At 64.4% G+C, this 16,526-nt stretch carries 15 protein-coding genes; 12 read left to right on the top strand and 3 right to left on the bottom strand.

Annotation, left to right across the window (positions count from 1 at the left end; genetic code table 11):
- The 7 genes from EV674_RS06275 to EV674_RS06245 all read left to right on the top strand — a co-directional run.
- Positions 1–861 (top strand): DEAD/DEAH box helicase (locus EV674_RS06275; protein ID WP_279389229.1); only part of this gene is annotated, 861 nt, incomplete at its 5' end.
- Entirely contained in the window at positions 858–1,733 is an 876-nt protein-coding gene (locus tag EV674_RS17545; RefSeq protein ID WP_207902184.1) for a toprim domain-containing protein, read from the top strand. The genes EV674_RS06275 and EV674_RS17545, both read left to right, overlap by 4 nt.
- Complete coding sequence (locus EV674_RS17540; RefSeq protein ID WP_207902182.1) at positions 1,730–2,701, top strand: hypothetical protein; 972 nt, start codon at positions 1,730–1,732, stop codon at positions 2,699–2,701. The genes EV674_RS17545 and EV674_RS17540 overlap by 4 nt, the downstream gene beginning before the upstream one ends.
- Entirely contained in the window at positions 2,698–3,066 is a 369-nt protein-coding gene (locus tag EV674_RS06260) for a hypothetical protein (protein ID WP_132750386.1), read from the top strand. Before EV674_RS17540 ends, EV674_RS06260 begins: the two co-directional genes overlap by 4 nt.
- Positions 3,067–3,075: 9 nt before the next feature.
- Positions 3,076–3,462, top strand: coding sequence for a hypothetical protein (locus tag EV674_RS06255; protein ID WP_132750385.1), 387 nt, complete (start codon positions 3,076–3,078; stop codon positions 3,460–3,462).
- 10 nt (positions 3,463–3,472) lie between these two features.
- Complete coding sequence (locus tag EV674_RS06250) at positions 3,473–4,390, top strand: hypothetical protein (RefSeq protein WP_132750384.1); 918 nt, start codon at positions 3,473–3,475, stop codon at positions 4,388–4,390.
- A 128-nt stretch (positions 4,391–4,518) separates the two neighbouring features.
- Positions 4,519–5,400, top strand: a complete 882-nt coding sequence (locus EV674_RS06245) for a hypothetical protein (protein WP_132750383.1) — start codon at positions 4,519–4,521, stop codon at positions 5,398–5,400.
- 1,180 nt (positions 5,401–6,580) lie between these two features.
- Here the strand turns inward: EV674_RS06245 and EV674_RS17355 are convergent.
- On the bottom strand, positions 6,581–6,952 hold the full coding sequence (locus EV674_RS17355) for a hypothetical protein (protein ID WP_157983665.1): 372 nt from the start codon (positions 6,950–6,952) through the stop codon (positions 6,581–6,583).
- A gap of 313 nt (positions 6,953–7,265) precedes the next feature.
- Between EV674_RS17355 and EV674_RS06235 the strand changes: the two genes are divergently transcribed.
- Positions 7,266–9,950 carry a cation-translocating P-type ATPase gene (locus EV674_RS06235; protein ID WP_119012459.1) on the top strand — a complete coding sequence of 895 codons (2,685 nt, stop codon included), beginning with the start codon at positions 7,266–7,268 and terminating at the stop codon, positions 9,948–9,950.
- A gap of 9 nt (positions 9,951–9,959) precedes the next feature.
- Here EV674_RS06235 and EV674_RS06230 read toward each other — a convergent pair whose 3' ends face one another.
- Together EV674_RS06230 and EV674_RS06225 are read right to left on the bottom strand one after the other, a co-directional pair.
- Positions 9,960–10,931: a cation diffusion facilitator family transporter gene (locus tag EV674_RS06230; RefSeq protein WP_119012460.1), complete on the bottom strand. Its 972-nt coding sequence runs from the start codon at positions 10,929–10,931 to the stop codon at positions 9,960–9,962.
- 46 nt (positions 10,932–10,977) lie between these two features.
- Positions 10,978–11,814 (bottom strand): DNA-binding transcriptional regulator, encoded by an 837-nt coding sequence (locus EV674_RS06225; RefSeq protein WP_241524882.1) that lies wholly within the window; start codon positions 11,812–11,814, stop codon positions 10,978–10,980.
- A gap of 148 nt (positions 11,815–11,962) precedes the next feature.
- On the opposite strand from EV674_RS06225, the gene mhpA reads away from it, so the two are divergent.
- From mhpA to EV674_RS06205, 4 genes are read left to right on the top strand one after another with little or no spacing between them, the layout of a single operon-like run.
- Positions 11,963–13,729 carry a bifunctional 3-(3-hydroxy-phenyl)propionate/3-hydroxycinnamic acid hydroxylase MhpA gene (mhpA, locus tag EV674_RS06220; RefSeq protein WP_119012461.1) on the top strand — a complete coding sequence of 589 codons (1,767 nt, stop codon included), beginning with the start codon at positions 11,963–11,965 and terminating at the stop codon, positions 13,727–13,729.
- Between the two features lie 3 nt (positions 13,730–13,732).
- Positions 13,733–14,677: a 3-carboxyethylcatechol 2,3-dioxygenase gene (locus EV674_RS06215; protein ID WP_206613233.1), complete on the top strand. Its 945-nt coding sequence runs from the start codon at positions 13,733–13,735 to the stop codon at positions 14,675–14,677.
- Between the two features lie 31 nt (positions 14,678–14,708).
- Complete coding sequence (gene mhpD, locus EV674_RS06210) at positions 14,709–15,497, top strand: 2-keto-4-pentenoate hydratase (RefSeq protein WP_119012462.1); 789 nt, start codon at positions 14,709–14,711, stop codon at positions 15,495–15,497.
- A gap of 42 nt (positions 15,498–15,539) precedes the next feature.
- On the top strand, positions 15,540–16,514 hold the full coding sequence (locus tag EV674_RS06205; RefSeq protein WP_119012463.1) for a Bug family tripartite tricarboxylate transporter substrate binding protein: 975 nt from the start codon (positions 15,540–15,542) through the stop codon (positions 16,512–16,514).
- Positions 16,515–16,526 lie beyond the last annotated feature (12 nt).

Here is a 16,526-nt window from a genome sequence, read left to right as displayed (position 1 = left end):
GCCGAATGGATGCAGCACAGCGAGGGCCGCAAAACCATCGTGTTCGGCGGCAGCATTGCCCACTGCAAGGAACTGTGCCGCCAGTTCACTGAGGCTGGGGTGATGGCAGCCGTGTTCACCAGCGAAACCAGCGCCAGCGAACGTGAAGTGCTGGTGCGCGAGTTCTCCAAGCCGGATGCGAGCTTGCGCGTGCTCATCAGCGTGGAGGCGCTGGCCAAGGGCTTTGACGTGCCGGACGTGGGCTGCGTGGTGGACTGCCGACCGCTGCGCAAAAGCCTCTCGACTGCCATCCAGATGTGGGGCCGGGGCCTGCGCTCCAGCCCCGCCACGGGCAAAACCGACTGCATCTTGCTCGACCACAGCGGCAACATCCTGCGTTTTGCCGAAGACTTTGAGCAGGTGTTCCATGAGGGCATCGAATCGCTGGACGCAGGCCAGAAGCTGGACAAGACACCGCGCAAGGAACCCGAGGAATATGAGGCCAAGGGCTGCCCGAGCTGTGGCCACCAGCCTTTCCGCAAGCACTGCATGGCCTGCGGTTTCGAGAAACCAGCCCCTGAGCGCGAGGCCGCAGAGTCTGGCCAGATGGTGGAGATTGCCATTGGCAAGGGCAAGAACCGCAAGGTGCTGGCCGACAGCCCAGCGCACCTGTGGGGGCAAGTCTGCGCCTACGCCCGCGCCAACAGTGCCCCGGACAAACAGCACTGGCGCGCGTGCTACTTGTTCAAGGACATGGTGGGCCACTGGCCGCCCGAAGCGTGGCATCTCAGCAGCACGCCCGATGTGCCGGTGTCGCCTGCCGTGGCCAGCAAGATCAAGGCACGCAACATCAGCCGTGCCAAGGCGAGGGCCAGAGCATGAGCAGCTTCATCCAGTTTGCCCGCGCCCACGGGCTGGAGATCGACCCGGCGCGCCTGTACCCCGGCGAGAAGATCAAACGCTGCGGCACGACCGAGAAGCCACGCTCCAGCAATGGCGCTTACTTCTGGGACGGCCAGCGCGGCTGGGTGTTCAACTGGTCAGACCAGGCCCAGGTGCAGTGGTTCAACGACCCCAGCGCCCAGCCTTGGACGCAGGCCGAGAAGGACACCTGGCGGGCCAAGCGCCAGGCCCAGCGCATCCAGCAGGAGCAGGGCTACCAGCGCGCCGCCCAGCAGGCCCAAACCATGCTGCAAGCGGCCACGCCCGGCGAGCACAGCTATCTGCACATCAAAGGTTTCCCACTGGCCCAGGGGCTGATTGCCCCGGACGGCGCCTTGCTCATCCCCATGCGACACAACCAGACCAACGCGCTGCAAGGCGTGCAGGCCATTCGCTGGCTGGAGGCCGAGCGCAAGCACGAAAAGAAGATGCAGCCCTACGGCATGAAGGCCGCTGGCGCAGTTTTCCGCATGGGGCCAGCCCGCGCGCCGGAGACGGTGCTGGTGGAGGGCTACGCCACCGGCCTATCGGTGCTGGAGGCGCTGCGCGGCATGGGCATGCAGGCCGCCGTGCTGGTGGCGTTCAGCGCTCACAACCTGGTGCAGGTGGCCCAGGCCATGAAGGGCCGCGCCTGCGTGTTTGCTGACCACGACAAGAGCGGCACCGGCCAGGCAGCCGCCGAGCAGACGGGCCTGCCGTGGTGCATGAGCCCCATCGAGGGCGAGGACGCCAACGACCTGCACCAGCGCGCCGGGGTGCTGGCGCTGCGCCAACTGTTGATGCAAGTGCGCCTGCAAGGGGGAGTGAGATGAGCAGCAAGAAGAAGTGGAAAGCCGCCGCTGCCAGCCGTGACGCTGGGGGCTTTGTGGCCATGCCGTGGGTGGTGCTGGATTCGCCCGCCTACCAGGCCCTGAGCCACCCGGCCAGGGGCCTGCTGATGGAGTTTGCCAGGCAGTACGTGCGCGACAACAACGGGATGCTGCTGGCATCGGGCACCTACCTTGCCAAACGCGGCTGGACGAGCAATGCCGTCATCACCCGCGCCAAGAAGGAGCTGATCGATGCCGGGTTCATCTTTGAAACCGTCAAGGGCCACCGACCGAATAAGGCCAGCTTGTACGCCGTCACATGGGCCACGCTGGATCACATCGACGGCTTTGACCCGGGAGCCCGCAGCAGCTTTCAGCGCGGTGCCTACCGCACCAAAACGGCTCCTTTACCGACCACCACCCAGCCCAAAAAGACCGTGAAAAAACCACCAAATCAAGTAACACATGGTTACGTGCTTACACCGCCAGACGGTGCAAAACCTCGTTTTATAGCACCGCCAGACGGTGTAGAGAGCGCTGCCACTGCACCGCCAGACGGTGCTATCAAGGGGGTTTTTTGCTATTTCTCTACACCGCCAGACGGTGACCTTCTAGAAATACCATCTACAGACGACCAAGGGGAAGTAGCTGCTGCAACCAGCGCACAGCAAAAAACGGCCAGCACGCTGCACGGCAAACACGATGGGGGCGTGGCTGACCAGGGCAGCTACCTGCGCCTGCGCCCCAACCCAGAACGCTTGTTCACCGGGCTGCCCGGGCTGGATGCTGTGGTGCGCCCAGAAGCGGCAGCAGCACCCCAGCGCGAAGGTGGCTACCAGCGCCTGGCCATCAAGCCCAAGCGCTTGTTCACCGGGCTGCTGCTGGCCGAGCACCAGCGCGCCCCAGAGCAGGTGATGCAGTTGGCTATGCAGCGCGCCGCGCAGGCCGCCAGAAAGGCCGTGGCGCCATGACAGCCCCCTTTCTCAGGCAGCGCCAGCCACGGGCACCGGAGCAGGCCCCGTTGCTGCGCCAGCACCGTGATGGGCTGCTGGGTCTGCTGGCCGAAGCTGCCAACGATCCTGCACAAAACCTGAAGAAACCTGAAGCGCAACTGCCACCGGCACCGCCTCGCCCTGCGCCAGCTACGCCACCAGTCAAGCAAATGTCGCCCACCTGGCTGGACGTGGCGCAGCCCTGGCGCGCGGCAGACGCTGCTTACCTGGCGCACTGGGGGCAGTGCCCCGCCTGCAAGGCCGCTGCCACCGGCCACGCCGACCGCTGCGCCACCGGCCAGCACCTGCACGACACCTACCTGGCCGCGCTGGCCACCACCTGAAAGAACACCATGACCGACACCCAACCCCGCACCCACCACCTGGCCGACGCATCGCCCGAGTTCCTGGCCGCCGTGGACGAACTCACGCGCACCGTAGAAGCGCTGGGGCACGAGCACCCCCAGGCCAAGCGCGCCATGCAGCGGGCAATGGCGCTGGCGCCGCGCACCTTGCGGGACGAGATCACCCGGATGGCCGAGAGCACGGGCCTGCTGCCCAAGCCTGACGGTTACACGGAGGACGGCCAGCCCGTGGTCAGCCTGGAGGCCGTGGCCGCCCAGTTGGGCATGACCTTGGAAGAAGCCCAGGCGCACATGGATGCGATGCTGGCCGAGCTGGAGGCCGCAGGCGTGTCCATGCCGGCCATCGATCCGGCCCGTGTTCACCGTTTGCAGTGAGGTGCCCAGCATGACCACCACCACACCGCCCCCGCTGCGCGCCCAGGTGCTGGCGCTGCGCCGCACGCAATCGGCCCGCGCCGTGGCCCAGGCCCTGAACATCCCCTTGGGCACGGTCAAGGCCATCAGCAGCCGTGCAGGCATCACGCGCGACAACACCACGCTGCGGGCGTTCTTCCGGCTGCCCGAGCCTGTGGCCAGCGCCTGCACCGCACTGCAACCCCCGGTTGCACCGCCCCAGCCCGTGGCCGTCACGGGGAACAAGGACTTGGATGCTGTGCTGTGGCTGCGCCAGGTCGTGCAGACGGGGGATGGCGCCCTGATTGCCAAGGCCATGCAGGCCGCCGAGCGCATCAAGACCCCGGTCAAAGAGCTGGAAAAACGCTACGGGGACTTCCTCATGCGCGAGAGTGGCGGCAACACCATGCGCGCCGTGTTCGGCAGCATCGGCTTTGCCGACCTCAAGGGGCTGGCCGAGCGCACACTGGATAAGCAGGCCCGCAAGCGCGAGGCACTGGCCCGGTTTGGCAGTGAGCAGGCGGTGTTTGCCGAGACTGCGCCCGAGCGGTTTTGCGTGGATGCGCTGGCGCTGGTGCCGGTGGTCACCAAGGGCTGGCGCGAGTACGACCAGGCCCAGGCCAATGCCGCGTTTGACCACCACCAGGACATGGCCCCGCACACTCTGGCCGACTGCCTGCACGAGCTGGAATTCTGGGATGCGCTCTACCACCTGCGCAACGGCTGGGACAACGCAGGGGACGACCTGCCCGAGGTCAGTGCCCGGCGCCACTACATCGAGGCCCACTGCCTGGCCAGCATCCGGCCCAAGACCCGCGACGAGGCCAAGGCCGTGCTGCGCTACATGGCCGCACACGAGATGTTCGACCGCAACGACACGGATGCCGTGCTGGAGAACCTGGTGGGGTAGGACTGTGCAACCCGGGGTTGCGGGTTGCGTTGGAGCCAATTGTTCTCATTTATGTGAACAAAGCGGCATTTCCGAGAGACATCAGGTTTACTGCCATACTAGGGTTTCATAACCCTAAAGAGACGACCATGGCTAATCTCAGAGCGTATATCGCTAACTGTTTGATTGGGGGCGAGTCGATAACCAGGCATGGAGAGAAGTCCATTTGCGACACGGTGCAATTCACCTGTGAAAATCGTGTGTTCGTTCTTACGCAAAAGGCTGATGCCATTCAGAAGCCACGCTCTTATTTCGAAGGCAGTTTTTCAGCGACCACTGAGATTCTTGTCCCGAACGTTGAGAATGCTGACGTGGAGTTGGTATTGGCAATAATAGACCGTATCTGCTGGCTGTTGTCGCTTGCTTGTATGTCTAAGGTGGTCTGCTATGGGCACGACTACCCAGATGGAAAAAACAGTACACGCAAAGCAGTTGTCGGGGTTACGCGATCAAATCGATCAACCATTCAAATCCAACTTGGTGCGAAGGTCAGAGAATTCGTTGATCAGACTTATCCAGCATTCGCTTTGCTGGAGCACCGTCGAAAGCTTGCCGTTGCCTTTGACTACATGCTTCAAGCTGACGCATTGGGCCTTCCGACTGAATGTCGATCCATCTTCGCTTCCGTCTTACTTGAGAATCTGAAGCACCACTACGCCGCCAATGAGGGCTTGCCATTCATTGATGGATACTTCAGAAAGAAACCGGAGCGCAAAGCCGAAACTTGGAAGTTCCGTGAGCTGCTGACAAAGATGTTCAAAGAGGTCGGCATGACGCCGGACATAAGCTCAATCATTTCATTGCGCAATGACGTGGTTCACACTGGATTGTCCGCACTTTCACATCATGACCAGCGAGCGGTCTATGACCAAATTCAAGACTTGGTTCGAGAGTATTTCTTGCGGCTCCTTGGATTTAAGGGGTCGTATCTCGTTTACTCGACTGGATGCTCAACCCATGCAGCCATCTGAGCAGCACCAAACCAATTCAGTACAGATTGCCGCCGCTGTGACCGTGCGCCGCCGTGGTGGCCCAGCAATCTTGGCCAGATTTCAAATCTGACCATCACCGACCCGGCCAACGTGCCGGGTTTTTGCTTTGGGCGCGCGGCCCAACATCCGCCAGTGGCGGGCATCCAGTTCCCGCAGGCTGTGGGATTGGCCCTGCACCATGCCCTGCTGCGATGACCATGGCAGAACCCAACAAAACTCTACATTCCAGCGGCGGTATCCACGCTGGTATCCAAGGAATCAGGCATTTGCTGGATGGTTACCAGCGCATGGTTACCAGGCCGGTTACCAACGAAAGCGCACTTTTCTGGACGGGTTGACGGCCCTGGTTGACGGGCCGGTTGACGGCGAAACCGCACTTTGATGGAGGCTGTAACGCCCGCTGTAACAGCGAAAGCGTACTTTTTGAACTTCAGAAAACTTCAGTTTCCAACCGCAGGTTTACAGGAAGGGGGTTTCCACGGGAGCCTGTCAAAACCTTACCTTCGGGACGGTGCGCAAGGATGCGGTACGCGGTCTGGTACGCACGGAATCGGGGGTGCTGGCGCAGGTTAGCGCTGGCAGGTTAGCGCCGTGGTTAGCGCGTAAACAAGGTGCTGGTAAACAGCGGGGTAAACAAGAAATCGGGCGTTTGCGGGGGCTGGACCGCGCTGGCTATGCGCCCAGTGTGTGCAGCAATACCGGCTCAAAACTGAGCCGGTTATTTCGGCGGGCCACGCTGGTGGCTGTGCCTGGCAGGCCGTGACTGGATCCCCGCTTCGCCCGTTGGGGGCAAACCGGGACTTTCCCGCTTTGGGTGGCCCCGCTATGGTGGGCATCCAGTTTGGGCGAACACCGAGCAAGCCGCGCAGCCCCGAGTTTTCCGAACAATACGCGCGTGCGCGCGAGGGCTGCACGAAGTTGCCAATGGTTGCCACCGCCTGTTATCAAATGTTATGGTTCAAGCGGGCATTGCTGCTCACTGCGCACCCCCGAGTTTTCCGAACAGTACGCGCGCGCGAGGCCCAACCAGATTTGAAATCCCAGTGGGTGCGCCTGCCCAGGCCGAAGGGGGTGCTAAAACGCCGCGCCCTTTGAACTTCACCGCCTGCCGTGCGCCACGGCCTTGAGGCCGGATTTCCCGGCATCAAAAGACGATGGCTCAAAACTGAGCCATCGATACCGACCACTGCCCATTCACCGTGCTGCTGGCAAATGCTGGCACCACGGCTGAACTTTCAGCCCTCGATGGCAAGGGGCTGGATTTCAAATCTGACCCATCGCCCAGGTTGACGGGGTGCATGCGGCAAAACGCCACCCCCTTGGACTTCACCGCGAACGCACACGGCATGGCGCCCACCACTTCGACCAGCGCCAGCCTGCCGCCGTGGCTAGAGCGCTTCGTGGTCGCTGTTGCAAAGGGGCGACAGCCCAACAAAATCAAGCTACAAAAAAAGTAGCATAGAAACATGGAGGAACACGAATCCCAAAACCGGGGAACAAACGCGAAACCGGGGAACAAATCGGGGAACAAATTGCATTTTCCAAGGCGTTTTCATTGGTGAATTCGACTCCCGCCCTCCCGCCAAAACAAAACCCCTTGCAATTCATTGACTTGCAAGGGGTTTTTCCTTTTGCGAAGCGATTTCGCACACGGCTATCATCGCCCCACCCCCACACCAAGCGCGTGCCAGCAGAACTGGGGCAGGCAAACGCTGCGCTGGTCAGGGTGCCAACCAATTTTTGCTATCAAATAAATAGCTGCTTGCGCACATCACGTAAGGCTTGAACTCATATTTGGCTTAAATTCCGGAGAGCAGCACCCCCACGCTGGAAGAAAGCCCGGTATGCCACCCCACGATACGCGCCCGTCCACCGCCCCTGTGACCACCCCCGTGGCGGATACGACAGCCGATGCCCACCAGGGCCTGGGCAGCGCCGAAGCAGCGCGCCGCCTGGCCATCGATGGCCCCAATGCGCTGCCCGGCAGTGCCCCGCGCTCTGCGGCGGCCTTGTTGTGGGACGTGCTCACTGAGCCCATGCTGCTGATGCTGCTGGCGGCGGGCGGCATCTACCTGGCGCTGGGCGACCGGGGCGAGGCGCTGTTCTTGCTCAGTTTTGTCTTCGTGGTGATCGGCATCACGCTGGCGCAAGAGCACAAGACGCAGCGTGCACTCGAATCCCTGCGCGACCTGTCGGCACCGCGCGCCCTGGTCATGCGCGATGGCCAGGAGCAACGCATTGCCGGGCAGGATGTGGTGCGCGGCGACCTGCTGATACTGCACGAGGGCGACCGCATCGCCGCCGATGCGCAGTTGATCCAGGGCCAGCTGGAAGTGGACGAGTCGCTGCTCACCGGCGAGGCCGTGCCCGTTACCAAACTGCCCGCAGCGCAGGCCGATCAGGCAACCGCTGCCGCTGCTGCCGCCAGCACCGCACCGCCCCAATCCAAGCCAGCCCCCTCAGGGGGCAGCGCAGCACACACCGTGGCCAGCGTGGGGGCCTTATTTGCCAGCACCGTGGTCACGCGTGGCGTGGGGCTGGCGCGGGTGTGCGCCACCGCCAGCCATACCGCAGTGGGCCGCCTGGGTGCCGATCTGGCGACCACTGCCGAGCCCGCCTCGGCGCTGCAACAAGGTTCGCGCACGCTGGTGCGTCGGCTGGGCGCCATCGCGGTGGTGCTGGCCAGTGCGCAGGTGGTGCTGGGCTGGTGGTGGAACGGCGGGGCGCTGCTCGACAGCCTGCTGTCTGGCATTGCGCTGGCCATGGCCATCCTGCCCGAAGAAATCCCGGTGATTCTCACGGTGTTTCTGGCGCTGGGCGCGTGGCGGATTTCGCAGCAAAAGGTGCTGACGCGGCGCGTCACGGCAGTAGAAACGCTGGGCGCCATCACCGTGCTGGCGGTGGACAAAACGGGCACGCTCACCATGAACCGCATGGCCGTGGCAGAGCTGGCCACGGCCAACGCACGCTTTACGCCAGAGGACGCCCACCTGCCCGAAACCTTCCACCTGCTGACCGAATTTGCCATGCTGGCCACGCCGGGCGACCCGTTCGACCCGATGGAAAAAGCCATCCAGCACTTTGGCCACCAATGGCTGGCGGGCACCGAACATGTCCACGACGGGTACGAGTCGGAGTTTGAATACGCGCTCTCGGGCGACATCCTGGCCATGACGCGCGTGTTTGCCAGCGACGAACCCGACACACACCTGCTGGCCACCAAGGGCGCCCCCGAGGCTGTGGCCGACCTGTGCCACCTCGGCGCTGCGCAGCGCGAAACCATCCGCCGCCAGGTCGAGTCCATGGCCGAGCGGGGTCTGCGCGTGCTGGGCGTGGCGCGCGGGCGCTGGAGGGGCCCGGCCCTGGCGCCCGACCAAAGCCCGCCCTGGCCGCAAAGCCAGCACGACTTCGACTTTGAATTTCTGGGCCTGCTGGCACTGGCCGACCCACCACGCCCCGAAGTGCCTGCCGCCCTGGCGCAATGCCGCCGCGCAGGTGTGCGTGTGGTCATGATGACTGGCGACCACCCGGCCACGGCCCGCGCGATTGCGCAGCAGGTGGGCCTGTCGGCGCGCCCCGAGGTGCTGACCGGCGCTGAACTCGAAGCGCTGGACGATGCCGCCCTGACCGCGCGCCTGCGCCATGTGGACTTGTGCGCGCGCCTGACACCCGCGCACAAGCTGCGTCTGGTGCAACTGCTGCGTGCCAGCGGCGAGGTGGTAGCCATGACAGGCGATGGTGTCAACGATGCCCCCGCGCTCAAGGCCGCCGATGTGGGCATCGCCATGGGCGAGCGCGGCACCGACGTGGCCCGCGAGGCCGCCGCCCTGGTGCTGCTGGACGACAGCTTTGCCCGCATCGTGGCCGCCATCCGCCAGGGCAGGCGCATTGACGACAACCTGCGCAAAGCCATCCGCTTTACCTTCGCGGTTCACCTTCCGATCATTGCGCTGGCACTGATCCCCACGCTCTTGCAATGGCCAGCGCTGCTGCTGCCAGTACACATCGTGCTGCTGCAATTGCTGATAGACCCGACCTGCGCGGTGGTGCTGGAGGCCGAGCCCGAGGCCCCGGGCCTGATGGAGCGTGCGCCGCGCGCGGTCGGCGATTCGCCCTTTGCCCTGGCGGCCCTGGGCTATGCCGTGGTGCAGGGCCTGGGCATTGCAGTGCTGCTGCTGTGGGGCCATGCCTGGTTCAATGCCCAAGGGGCCAGTGCAGCACAAAGCCGGGGCGTGGTGTTTATCACGCTGGTGCTCAGCGTGATGCTGCTGATTCTGGCGCAGCGCAACGTGGCGCGGCCCGCCCTGTGGTCGGTGCGCTCGCCCACGCCCTGGCTGTGGCGGATCACGGCGGCCATGCTGTTGATGCTGGCGGCAGTCACCGGTCTGCCCTGGCTGCGCGGGTTGATGGGGCTGGCACTGCCCGGCACGGTGGGCATGGTCACCGTGGCAGCGCTGCTGGCACTGTGCCTGGCATGGCTGGAGCTGGTGCGCCTGCTGGGCCAGCACCTGGGGCTGGTACGGCGCTAGCGCGGGGCACTACACCGGCGGCGCAGCGCTGTCGCGCACCGGCACCGGCGCGTGGTCCAGGTCAGGGCGGCGCCAGGGGTCTACGTGGGTCATCAGGTTGAGCACACGGTGGCGCTGCATCACGCGCTGGCGGGCCACCACGGCAATGTCGTGGCCCGCTTCGACGCTCAGGCTGGCGTCCACTTCGATGTGGGCATCGACCACGATCATGTCGCCCATCTTGCGCGTGCGCACGTCGTGGACATCACTGACGCCGGGGGTGTCGCGCAGCGTCTGGCAAATGGCCTGCACCTCTTGCGCATCGACGGCGCGGTCCATCAGGTCATGCAGGGCATCCCAGCCAAACGTCCAGCCCATTTTGGCGACCATGAAGCCGACGATCAGCGCCGCAATCGGGTCGAGGATGGGGTAACCCGCCAAGTTGCCCGCAATGCCAATCCCCACCACCAGCGACGAGGCCGCATCCGATCGCGCGTGCCAGGCATTGGCCACCAGCATGCTGGACTTGACGCGCTTGGCCACCGCCAGCATGTAGCGAAACAGCAGCTCTTTGCCCACCAGCGCCGCGCCCGCCACCCACAGGGCCACGGCATGCACCTGGGCCACGCTGGCGGGGTTTTCAAGCTTGAGCACCGCCGACCACACCATGCCCACACCCACCGCCAGCAGCAGGAGGCCCAGCACCAGCGAGGCAGCGGTTTCAAAGCGCTGGTGGCCGTAGGGGTGGTTGGCATCAGCGTCTTTCTGGCTGTGCCGGTTGGCCAGCAGCACGACAAAATCGGCCACCAGATCCGACAGCGAATGGATGCCGTCGGCAATCAGCCCCTGCGACTTGGACAGCACGCCCACCACAATCTGCAAGGTGGACAACACCACGTTGACCCACACACTGACCCAGGTACTGCGCGAAGCGGCCGCAGCGCGCTCTTGCAGGGTGTAGGGGGTGTCTTCGGAGTCTTCGACAAAGTCAGTGCGTTTCATGGGGGGCCATTAAAGGGGGTGATCAACCAGGTGCGGGGCACGGGCCCTACTCCAGCCAGGATCGGCTGCCACTGCCGATAGAAGCAGCCAGCCGCTGCAAGGCAGGAACGTAGCGCTCCTGCAGTTCATGGGGCGCGACTGCGGCTTTGGGAAACACCATATTCAGCACCGCCAACAAGCGCTTGGCGCAATACACCGGCACGGCCACAGCGGCAAACTCGGCCTCGCGTATCCATTCGCCCTCGTTGGTGGCGTAGCCGCGCGCACGGGTTTCATCCACCAGGCGCTGTACCGCGCACTGGTCACGGGCCATCTCGCCCAGCCAGTCGTTGCGCTGCGCCAGCAAAGCGATCAGGGCTTGACGCTCGGCATCCGAGCAAGCGGCCAGATAGGCGCGCCCCAGGGCCGTGACCAACAGCGGCATTTTTTCTCCAATCATGGCGCGGTGCTGTGACAGCAGGCTCCAGCGGTGGGTGGACTCGCGCACCACCATGAAGCCCGACTCCAGCGTACCCAGGTCACAGGGCCACAGCAGTTCGCGCACAGACGCCTTCATCAACGGGGCGGCCACCTGGTCAATCCAGGCATCGTCTTCAAAGCCTTCACTGAGGCGGCGCACTTCAAACGTCAGGTAGTACTGGCCATCGCGCTCGCCATGGCGCACAAAGCCCTCAGCGCGCAGCGTCTCCAGCAGGCGCTTGACGGTGGTGCGGTGTACGCCACAGGCCTTGGCCAGATCGGTGGTGCTGGCCTGACCGCCCGGCGCCCGGTTGAGGGCCTTGAGCACGTCCAGGCCCCGGGCCAGGCTGCGCACGTCCTTGTAAGGCGGGGCAGCCGATGCGGCAGACAGCAAAGAGGGCGGTGGTGGGGGGCGTGTGGGCACGGGGCGCTCGGTGCAAGTGAGGTTCAACGGCAGAGTAAGGGATTTCCCTGAGCTTTATGTGCACTGGATGCACTCAGTTTACCGCTTGATCTAACGCAAACAAAATTCATTTTTCACCCCCCGTCGCAATCACTCCAAAGCTACACCCATGGACACCAACACCTCTCCCAAGGCCGCCACGGCGGACTTTGATGCCGACATCGTGATCGTCGGTGCAGGCCCGGTCGGGCTGACCATTGCCAACACCCTGGGCGTAGCTGGCGTCAAAACGCTGGTGATTGAAAAGCTCGAAGAGATCATTGACTACCCCCGCGCCATCGGCATTGACGACGAGGCCCTGCGCACCATCCAGACTGCCGGGCTGGCCGACGAGGTGGCAGCGCACATCACGCCCGACCACTGGATGCGCTTTTTTACCGCCGACGGCCAGTGCTTTGCATCGATTGAGCCGCGCACCGACGAGTTCGGCTGGTCGCGGCGCAACGCCTTCATCCAGCCGCAGGTGGACAACATCCTCTACCAGGGCCTCAAGCGCTTTGCCCATGTCGACACCTTGTTTGACCACGGCGTGACCGGCATCACCCAGGATGCCGACGGCGTGACGCTGCAACTGGAAAGCGGCAAAGGCCAGACCCGTACCGTGCGCGCCCGCTATGTGGCCGCCTGCGACGGGGGCAACAGCATCATCCGGCGCACGCTGGGCGTGGCCTACGAAGGCCGCACCAAAGCCAACCAATGGATCGTGGTGGACGTGCGCAACGACCCGCTGGGCACACCGCACATCGACATGTGCTGCGACCCCGAGCGCCCTTACGTCTCGGCTGCACTGCCCCACGGCATCCGCCGCTTTGAGTTCATGGTGATGCCGGGCGAGACGGAAGAAGAACTGTCCAAGCCCGAGAACATGGCTAAGCTCATGCGCAAGGTGGTGCCCGATCCGGACAAGGTCGATTACATCCGCAAGCGTGTGTACACCCACAACGCCCGCCTGGCCGCCACCTTCCGCGTCAACCGCGTGCTGCTGGCCGGCGATGCCGCGCACATCATGCCGGTGTGGCAAGGCCAGGGCTACAACAGCGGTATGCGCGATGCCTGCAACCTGGCCTGGAAGCTGGCCATGGTGGTGCAAGGCAAGTGCGGCGAAGCCATGCTCGACAGCTACGGCCAAGAGCGCCGCGACCACGCCCGCTCCATGATCCACCTGTCGGAAGTGGCCGGTGACATCTTCGCCCCCGAGAACCCGCTGGTCGGCCAGGTGCGCGACAAGCTGATGCTGGCGCTCAACGCCGTGCCCCCGGTCAAGCAGTACTTTGCCGAGATGCGCTTCAAGCCCATGCCCCGCTACGAGCGTGGCATCGTCGTGCCGCCCGAGCGCAGCGAATCGCGCCCGCTGATGGGTGGCCTGCTGCGCCGCTCGGGCGACACCCCTATGGGCCGCCTGCTGGGCCTGATGGCCGAGAAAAAAGAATCCTTCATTGGCCGCGTGCTCAACGGGCTGGAAGCACCCCAGCCCTCGCCCGTGGGCCGCATGTTCATCCAGCCGCGCGTGACCACCGAAGCCGGTGAAACCCTGCTGCTGGACGACGCCATCGGCCTGAACTTTGCCGTGCTGGCCTGGGGCACTGACCCCACCTTCAACATGAGCGCGCGCAGCATCGCCTTCTGGCAGCGCATGGGCGTGAAGTTCATCTGCGTCAAGCCACAGGTGCAAATGGCTTACCGCGATGCGCTGCGCCCCGGCGTCATCACGCTGGGCGATGCGCAGGGCCGCATCAAGGACTGGTTCAGCCAGCAAAGCCAATCGGTGGTGTTTTTGCGCCCCGACCGCTTTGTGGCCGCCATCTGCGCGCCCCAGGGCGTGGATGCCACCACCGCCGCGCTGGCACGCCTGCTGGCCGCGCCGCTGGAGGCCTGAGCCATGACCGCACCCCGCGCTTTTCTGGGCATGTCGCACTCGCCGCTGCTGGGGCTCAACCCCATCAGTGCCGAGGTGGAGCAGTCGCTCAACGCCGCCGTGGCGCAAGCGCGCCAGCAGGTGCTGGCGTTTGACCCCGAGCTGATCGTGCTGGTCGGCCCCGACCACTACAACGGCTTTTTCAACGAGCTGATGCCACCGTTCTGCATCGGCAGCGCCGCCACTTCGGTGGGCGACTACCTCACGCCACCGGGCGAACTCAACGTGGCCACCGACGCCGCACTGGCCCTGGCCACGCGGCTGATGGACGATGACTTCGACATCGCCCTGTCGCGGCGCATGCAGGTGGACCACGGTTTCTCGCAAGCGCTGCAATTTTTGTGGGGCGGGCTGGACACACCGCCAGTGGTGCCGATTTTTCTGAACGCCGTGGCGCAGCCCGGCATTGCACGCCTGCGCCGCTGCCGCCAACTGGGCCAGGCCATTGGTCATTTTCTGGACGGCCTGCCGCAGCGCACGCTCTTGATTGGCTCGGGCGGCCTCTCGCACGAGCCGCCCGTGCCCACGCTGGCCCACCCCGACCCGGCCATCCGCGAGCGCATCACCATCAAGCGCGAACCCACGCAGGCCGAGCGCGCTGCCAAAACCCAGCGCGTGATGGACGCCGGCATGGCACTGGCCGCTGGCGACTCTTCCATGAAGCCGCTCAACCCCGACTGGGACAAACGCTACATGGATGCGCTGGAGCACGGTCAGCTCGACGCCCTGGTGCAGTGGACGGAAGACTCCATCGAGCAGGAAGCCGGTCTGTCGGCCCATGAATCCAAAACCTGGCTGGTGGCGCGCGCCGCCCTGCCCCAAGCCCCCCTGCGCTGCACCTTGCACCATTACCAGGCCGTGCCCGAGCTGATTGCGGGCTACGGTGTGCTGTTCATGCAGACCGCATGATGGCGATTTTTTTCTCCAAGGAACCCCGTCTATGAGCACCCCGGAACAAATGCAGATCAACGCCTGGGCCGAACGGCTGCGCCGTGCAGAGGCCAGCGGCACGCCCATCGCCCCGCTGCGCACCGAGATCCCGAACAACGAAACCGCCTACGCCGTGCAATTGGCCAACGTGCGCCATGCCGTGGAGCAGGGTCGGCGCATCGTGGGGCGCAAGATCGGCCTGACCTCGCTGGCCGTGCAAAAGCAACTGGGCGTAGACCAGCCCGACTTTGGCACGCTGCTGTCGGACATGATTTTTGGCGACGACGAAATCATTCCGGCATCGCGCACCCTGCAACCCAAAGTGGAAGCCGAAGTGGCGCTGGTGCTGGAGCGTGACCTCGACCTGGACGACGCCACGCTGATCGACGTCATCAACGCCACCGCCTATGTGCTGCCCGCCATCGAGATCGTGGGCAGCCGCATCGCCCACTGGAACATCCAGTTCATCGACACCGTGGCCGACAACGCCTCCAGCGGTCTGGTGGTGCTGGGCGGTGTGCCCACCAAGCTCCATGGCCTCGACCTCAAGCTGGTCGAAATGACCATGACCAGCAACGGCCAGCCCGTCTCCAGCGGCAACGGCGCCGCCTGCCTGGGCCACCCGCTCAATGCCGCCGTCTGGCTGGCACGCAAGATGGCCTCGCTAGGCCAGCCCCTGCGCGCGGGCGATCTGGTGCTGACCGGCGCCCTCGGCCCCATGGCCCCCGTTCAGCCGGGCGACCACATCGAAGCGCGCATCAGCGGCGTAGGCACGGTGCGCGCGCGCTTTGGCTCCTGATTTTTTCTTTTTCTCCCACCCCATTCACACCAAGAGACACCCATGCTGCTTCGCCGTACCGTTATTGCCGCCCTGTCCGCCACCGCTTTGGCCGGACTGGCCCACGCCCAGGCCCCCGCTTTTCCCACCCGCCCCGTGACCATGGTGGTGCCCTTCCCTGCGGGCGGCATCACCGACACCATTGCCCGCGCCCTGGCGCAAAAAATGGGTGACACCCTGGGCCAATCGGTCATCGTGGACAACAAACCCGGTGGCGGCGGCCAAATTGCAGCCACCCAGGTCAAGCAAGCTGCTGCCGACGGCCACACCGTGTTCGTGGGCGCGACAGAAATGTTTGCCATCAACCAGAACCTGTTTCGCAAGTTCTCTTACGACCCGCTGAAAGACTTCACGCCCATCAGTTCGCTGATCGCCTCGCCGCTGGTGCTGGTGGTGCCCGCCAACAGCCCGGTCAACAGCGTCAACGACCTGGTGCAGCAGGCCAAAACCCGCAAAGGCGGCATGAACTTTGCCTCGCAGGGCATTGGCTCCATCGGCCACCTGCTGGGCGAATTGTTCCGGGGCCAGACCGGCGGCGAATACAACCATGTGGCCTACAAAGGCTCGGCCCCTGCGCTGCAAGACGTGATGGCAGGCCAGGTGGACATGATGTTCGACCCCGTCATCACCACCGCGCCGCTGATCGCTGGCAAAAAGCTCAAGCCCCTGGCTATTGCCGCTGCCAAGCGCTCGCCACAATTGCCCGATGTGCCCACGCTGGCCGAGCTGGGCATCAAGGGCGTGGATGCAGGCGTGTGGTTTGGTGCCGTGGCCAAAGCCGGTACGCCCGAGCCCGTCGTGGCCAAGCTGAACGACGCCTTCTTGAAGGCGCTGAAAGACCCGGAAATCCTCAAGCGATTCTCGGAGCAAGGCATGCAGCCCTTCCCCTCGTCGCCCGCGCAATTTGGCAGCTTCATGCAATCCGAAGTGGCCCGCTGGGCACCGCTGATCAAGGCCAGCGGCGCCTCTGTGGACTGAAAGTACCCCCAG

It is taken from the genome of Simplicispira metamorpha (assembly GCF_004341365.1).
Taxonomy (GTDB): domain Bacteria; phylum Pseudomonadota; class Gammaproteobacteria; order Burkholderiales; family Burkholderiaceae_C; genus Simplicispira; species Simplicispira metamorpha.
Note: the sequence above shows the minus strand (reverse complement) of the source record. Positions and strands in the feature narration are given on the sequence as shown.

Coding starts and splice junctions, on each gene's coding strand:
- EV674_RS06250 (WP_132750384.1), top strand. CDS start 3,473: ATGACCACCACCACACCGCCCCCGCTGCGCGCCCAGGTGCTGGCGCTG.
- EV674_RS17545 (WP_207902184.1), top strand. CDS start 858: ATGAGCAGCTTCATCCAGTTTGCCCGCGCCCACGGGCTGGAGATCGAC.
- EV674_RS06205 (WP_119012463.1), top strand. CDS start 15,540: ATGCTGCTTCGCCGTACCGTTATTGCCGCCCTGTCCGCCACCGCTTTG.
- mhpA (WP_119012461.1), top strand. CDS start 11,963: ATGGACACCAACACCTCTCCCAAGGCCGCCACGGCGGACTTTGATGCC.
- EV674_RS17540 (WP_207902182.1), top strand. CDS start 1,730: ATGAGCAGCAAGAAGAAGTGGAAAGCCGCCGCTGCCAGCCGTGACGCT.
- EV674_RS06235 (WP_119012459.1), top strand. CDS start 7,266: ATGCCACCCCACGATACGCGCCCGTCCACCGCCCCTGTGACCACCCCC.
- mhpD (WP_119012462.1), top strand. CDS start 14,709: ATGAGCACCCCGGAACAAATGCAGATCAACGCCTGGGCCGAACGGCTG.
- EV674_RS06255 (WP_132750385.1), top strand. CDS start 3,076: ATGACCGACACCCAACCCCGCACCCACCACCTGGCCGACGCATCGCCC.
- EV674_RS06260 (WP_132750386.1), top strand. CDS start 2,698: ATGACAGCCCCCTTTCTCAGGCAGCGCCAGCCACGGGCACCGGAGCAG.
- EV674_RS06215 (WP_206613233.1), top strand. CDS start 13,733: ATGACCGCACCCCGCGCTTTTCTGGGCATGTCGCACTCGCCGCTGCTG.
- EV674_RS06230 (WP_119012460.1), bottom strand. CDS start 10,931: ATGAAACGCACTGACTTTGTCGAAGACTCCGAAGACACCCCCTACACC.
- EV674_RS06245 (WP_132750383.1), top strand. CDS start 4,519: ATGGCTAATCTCAGAGCGTATATCGCTAACTGTTTGATTGGGGGCGAG.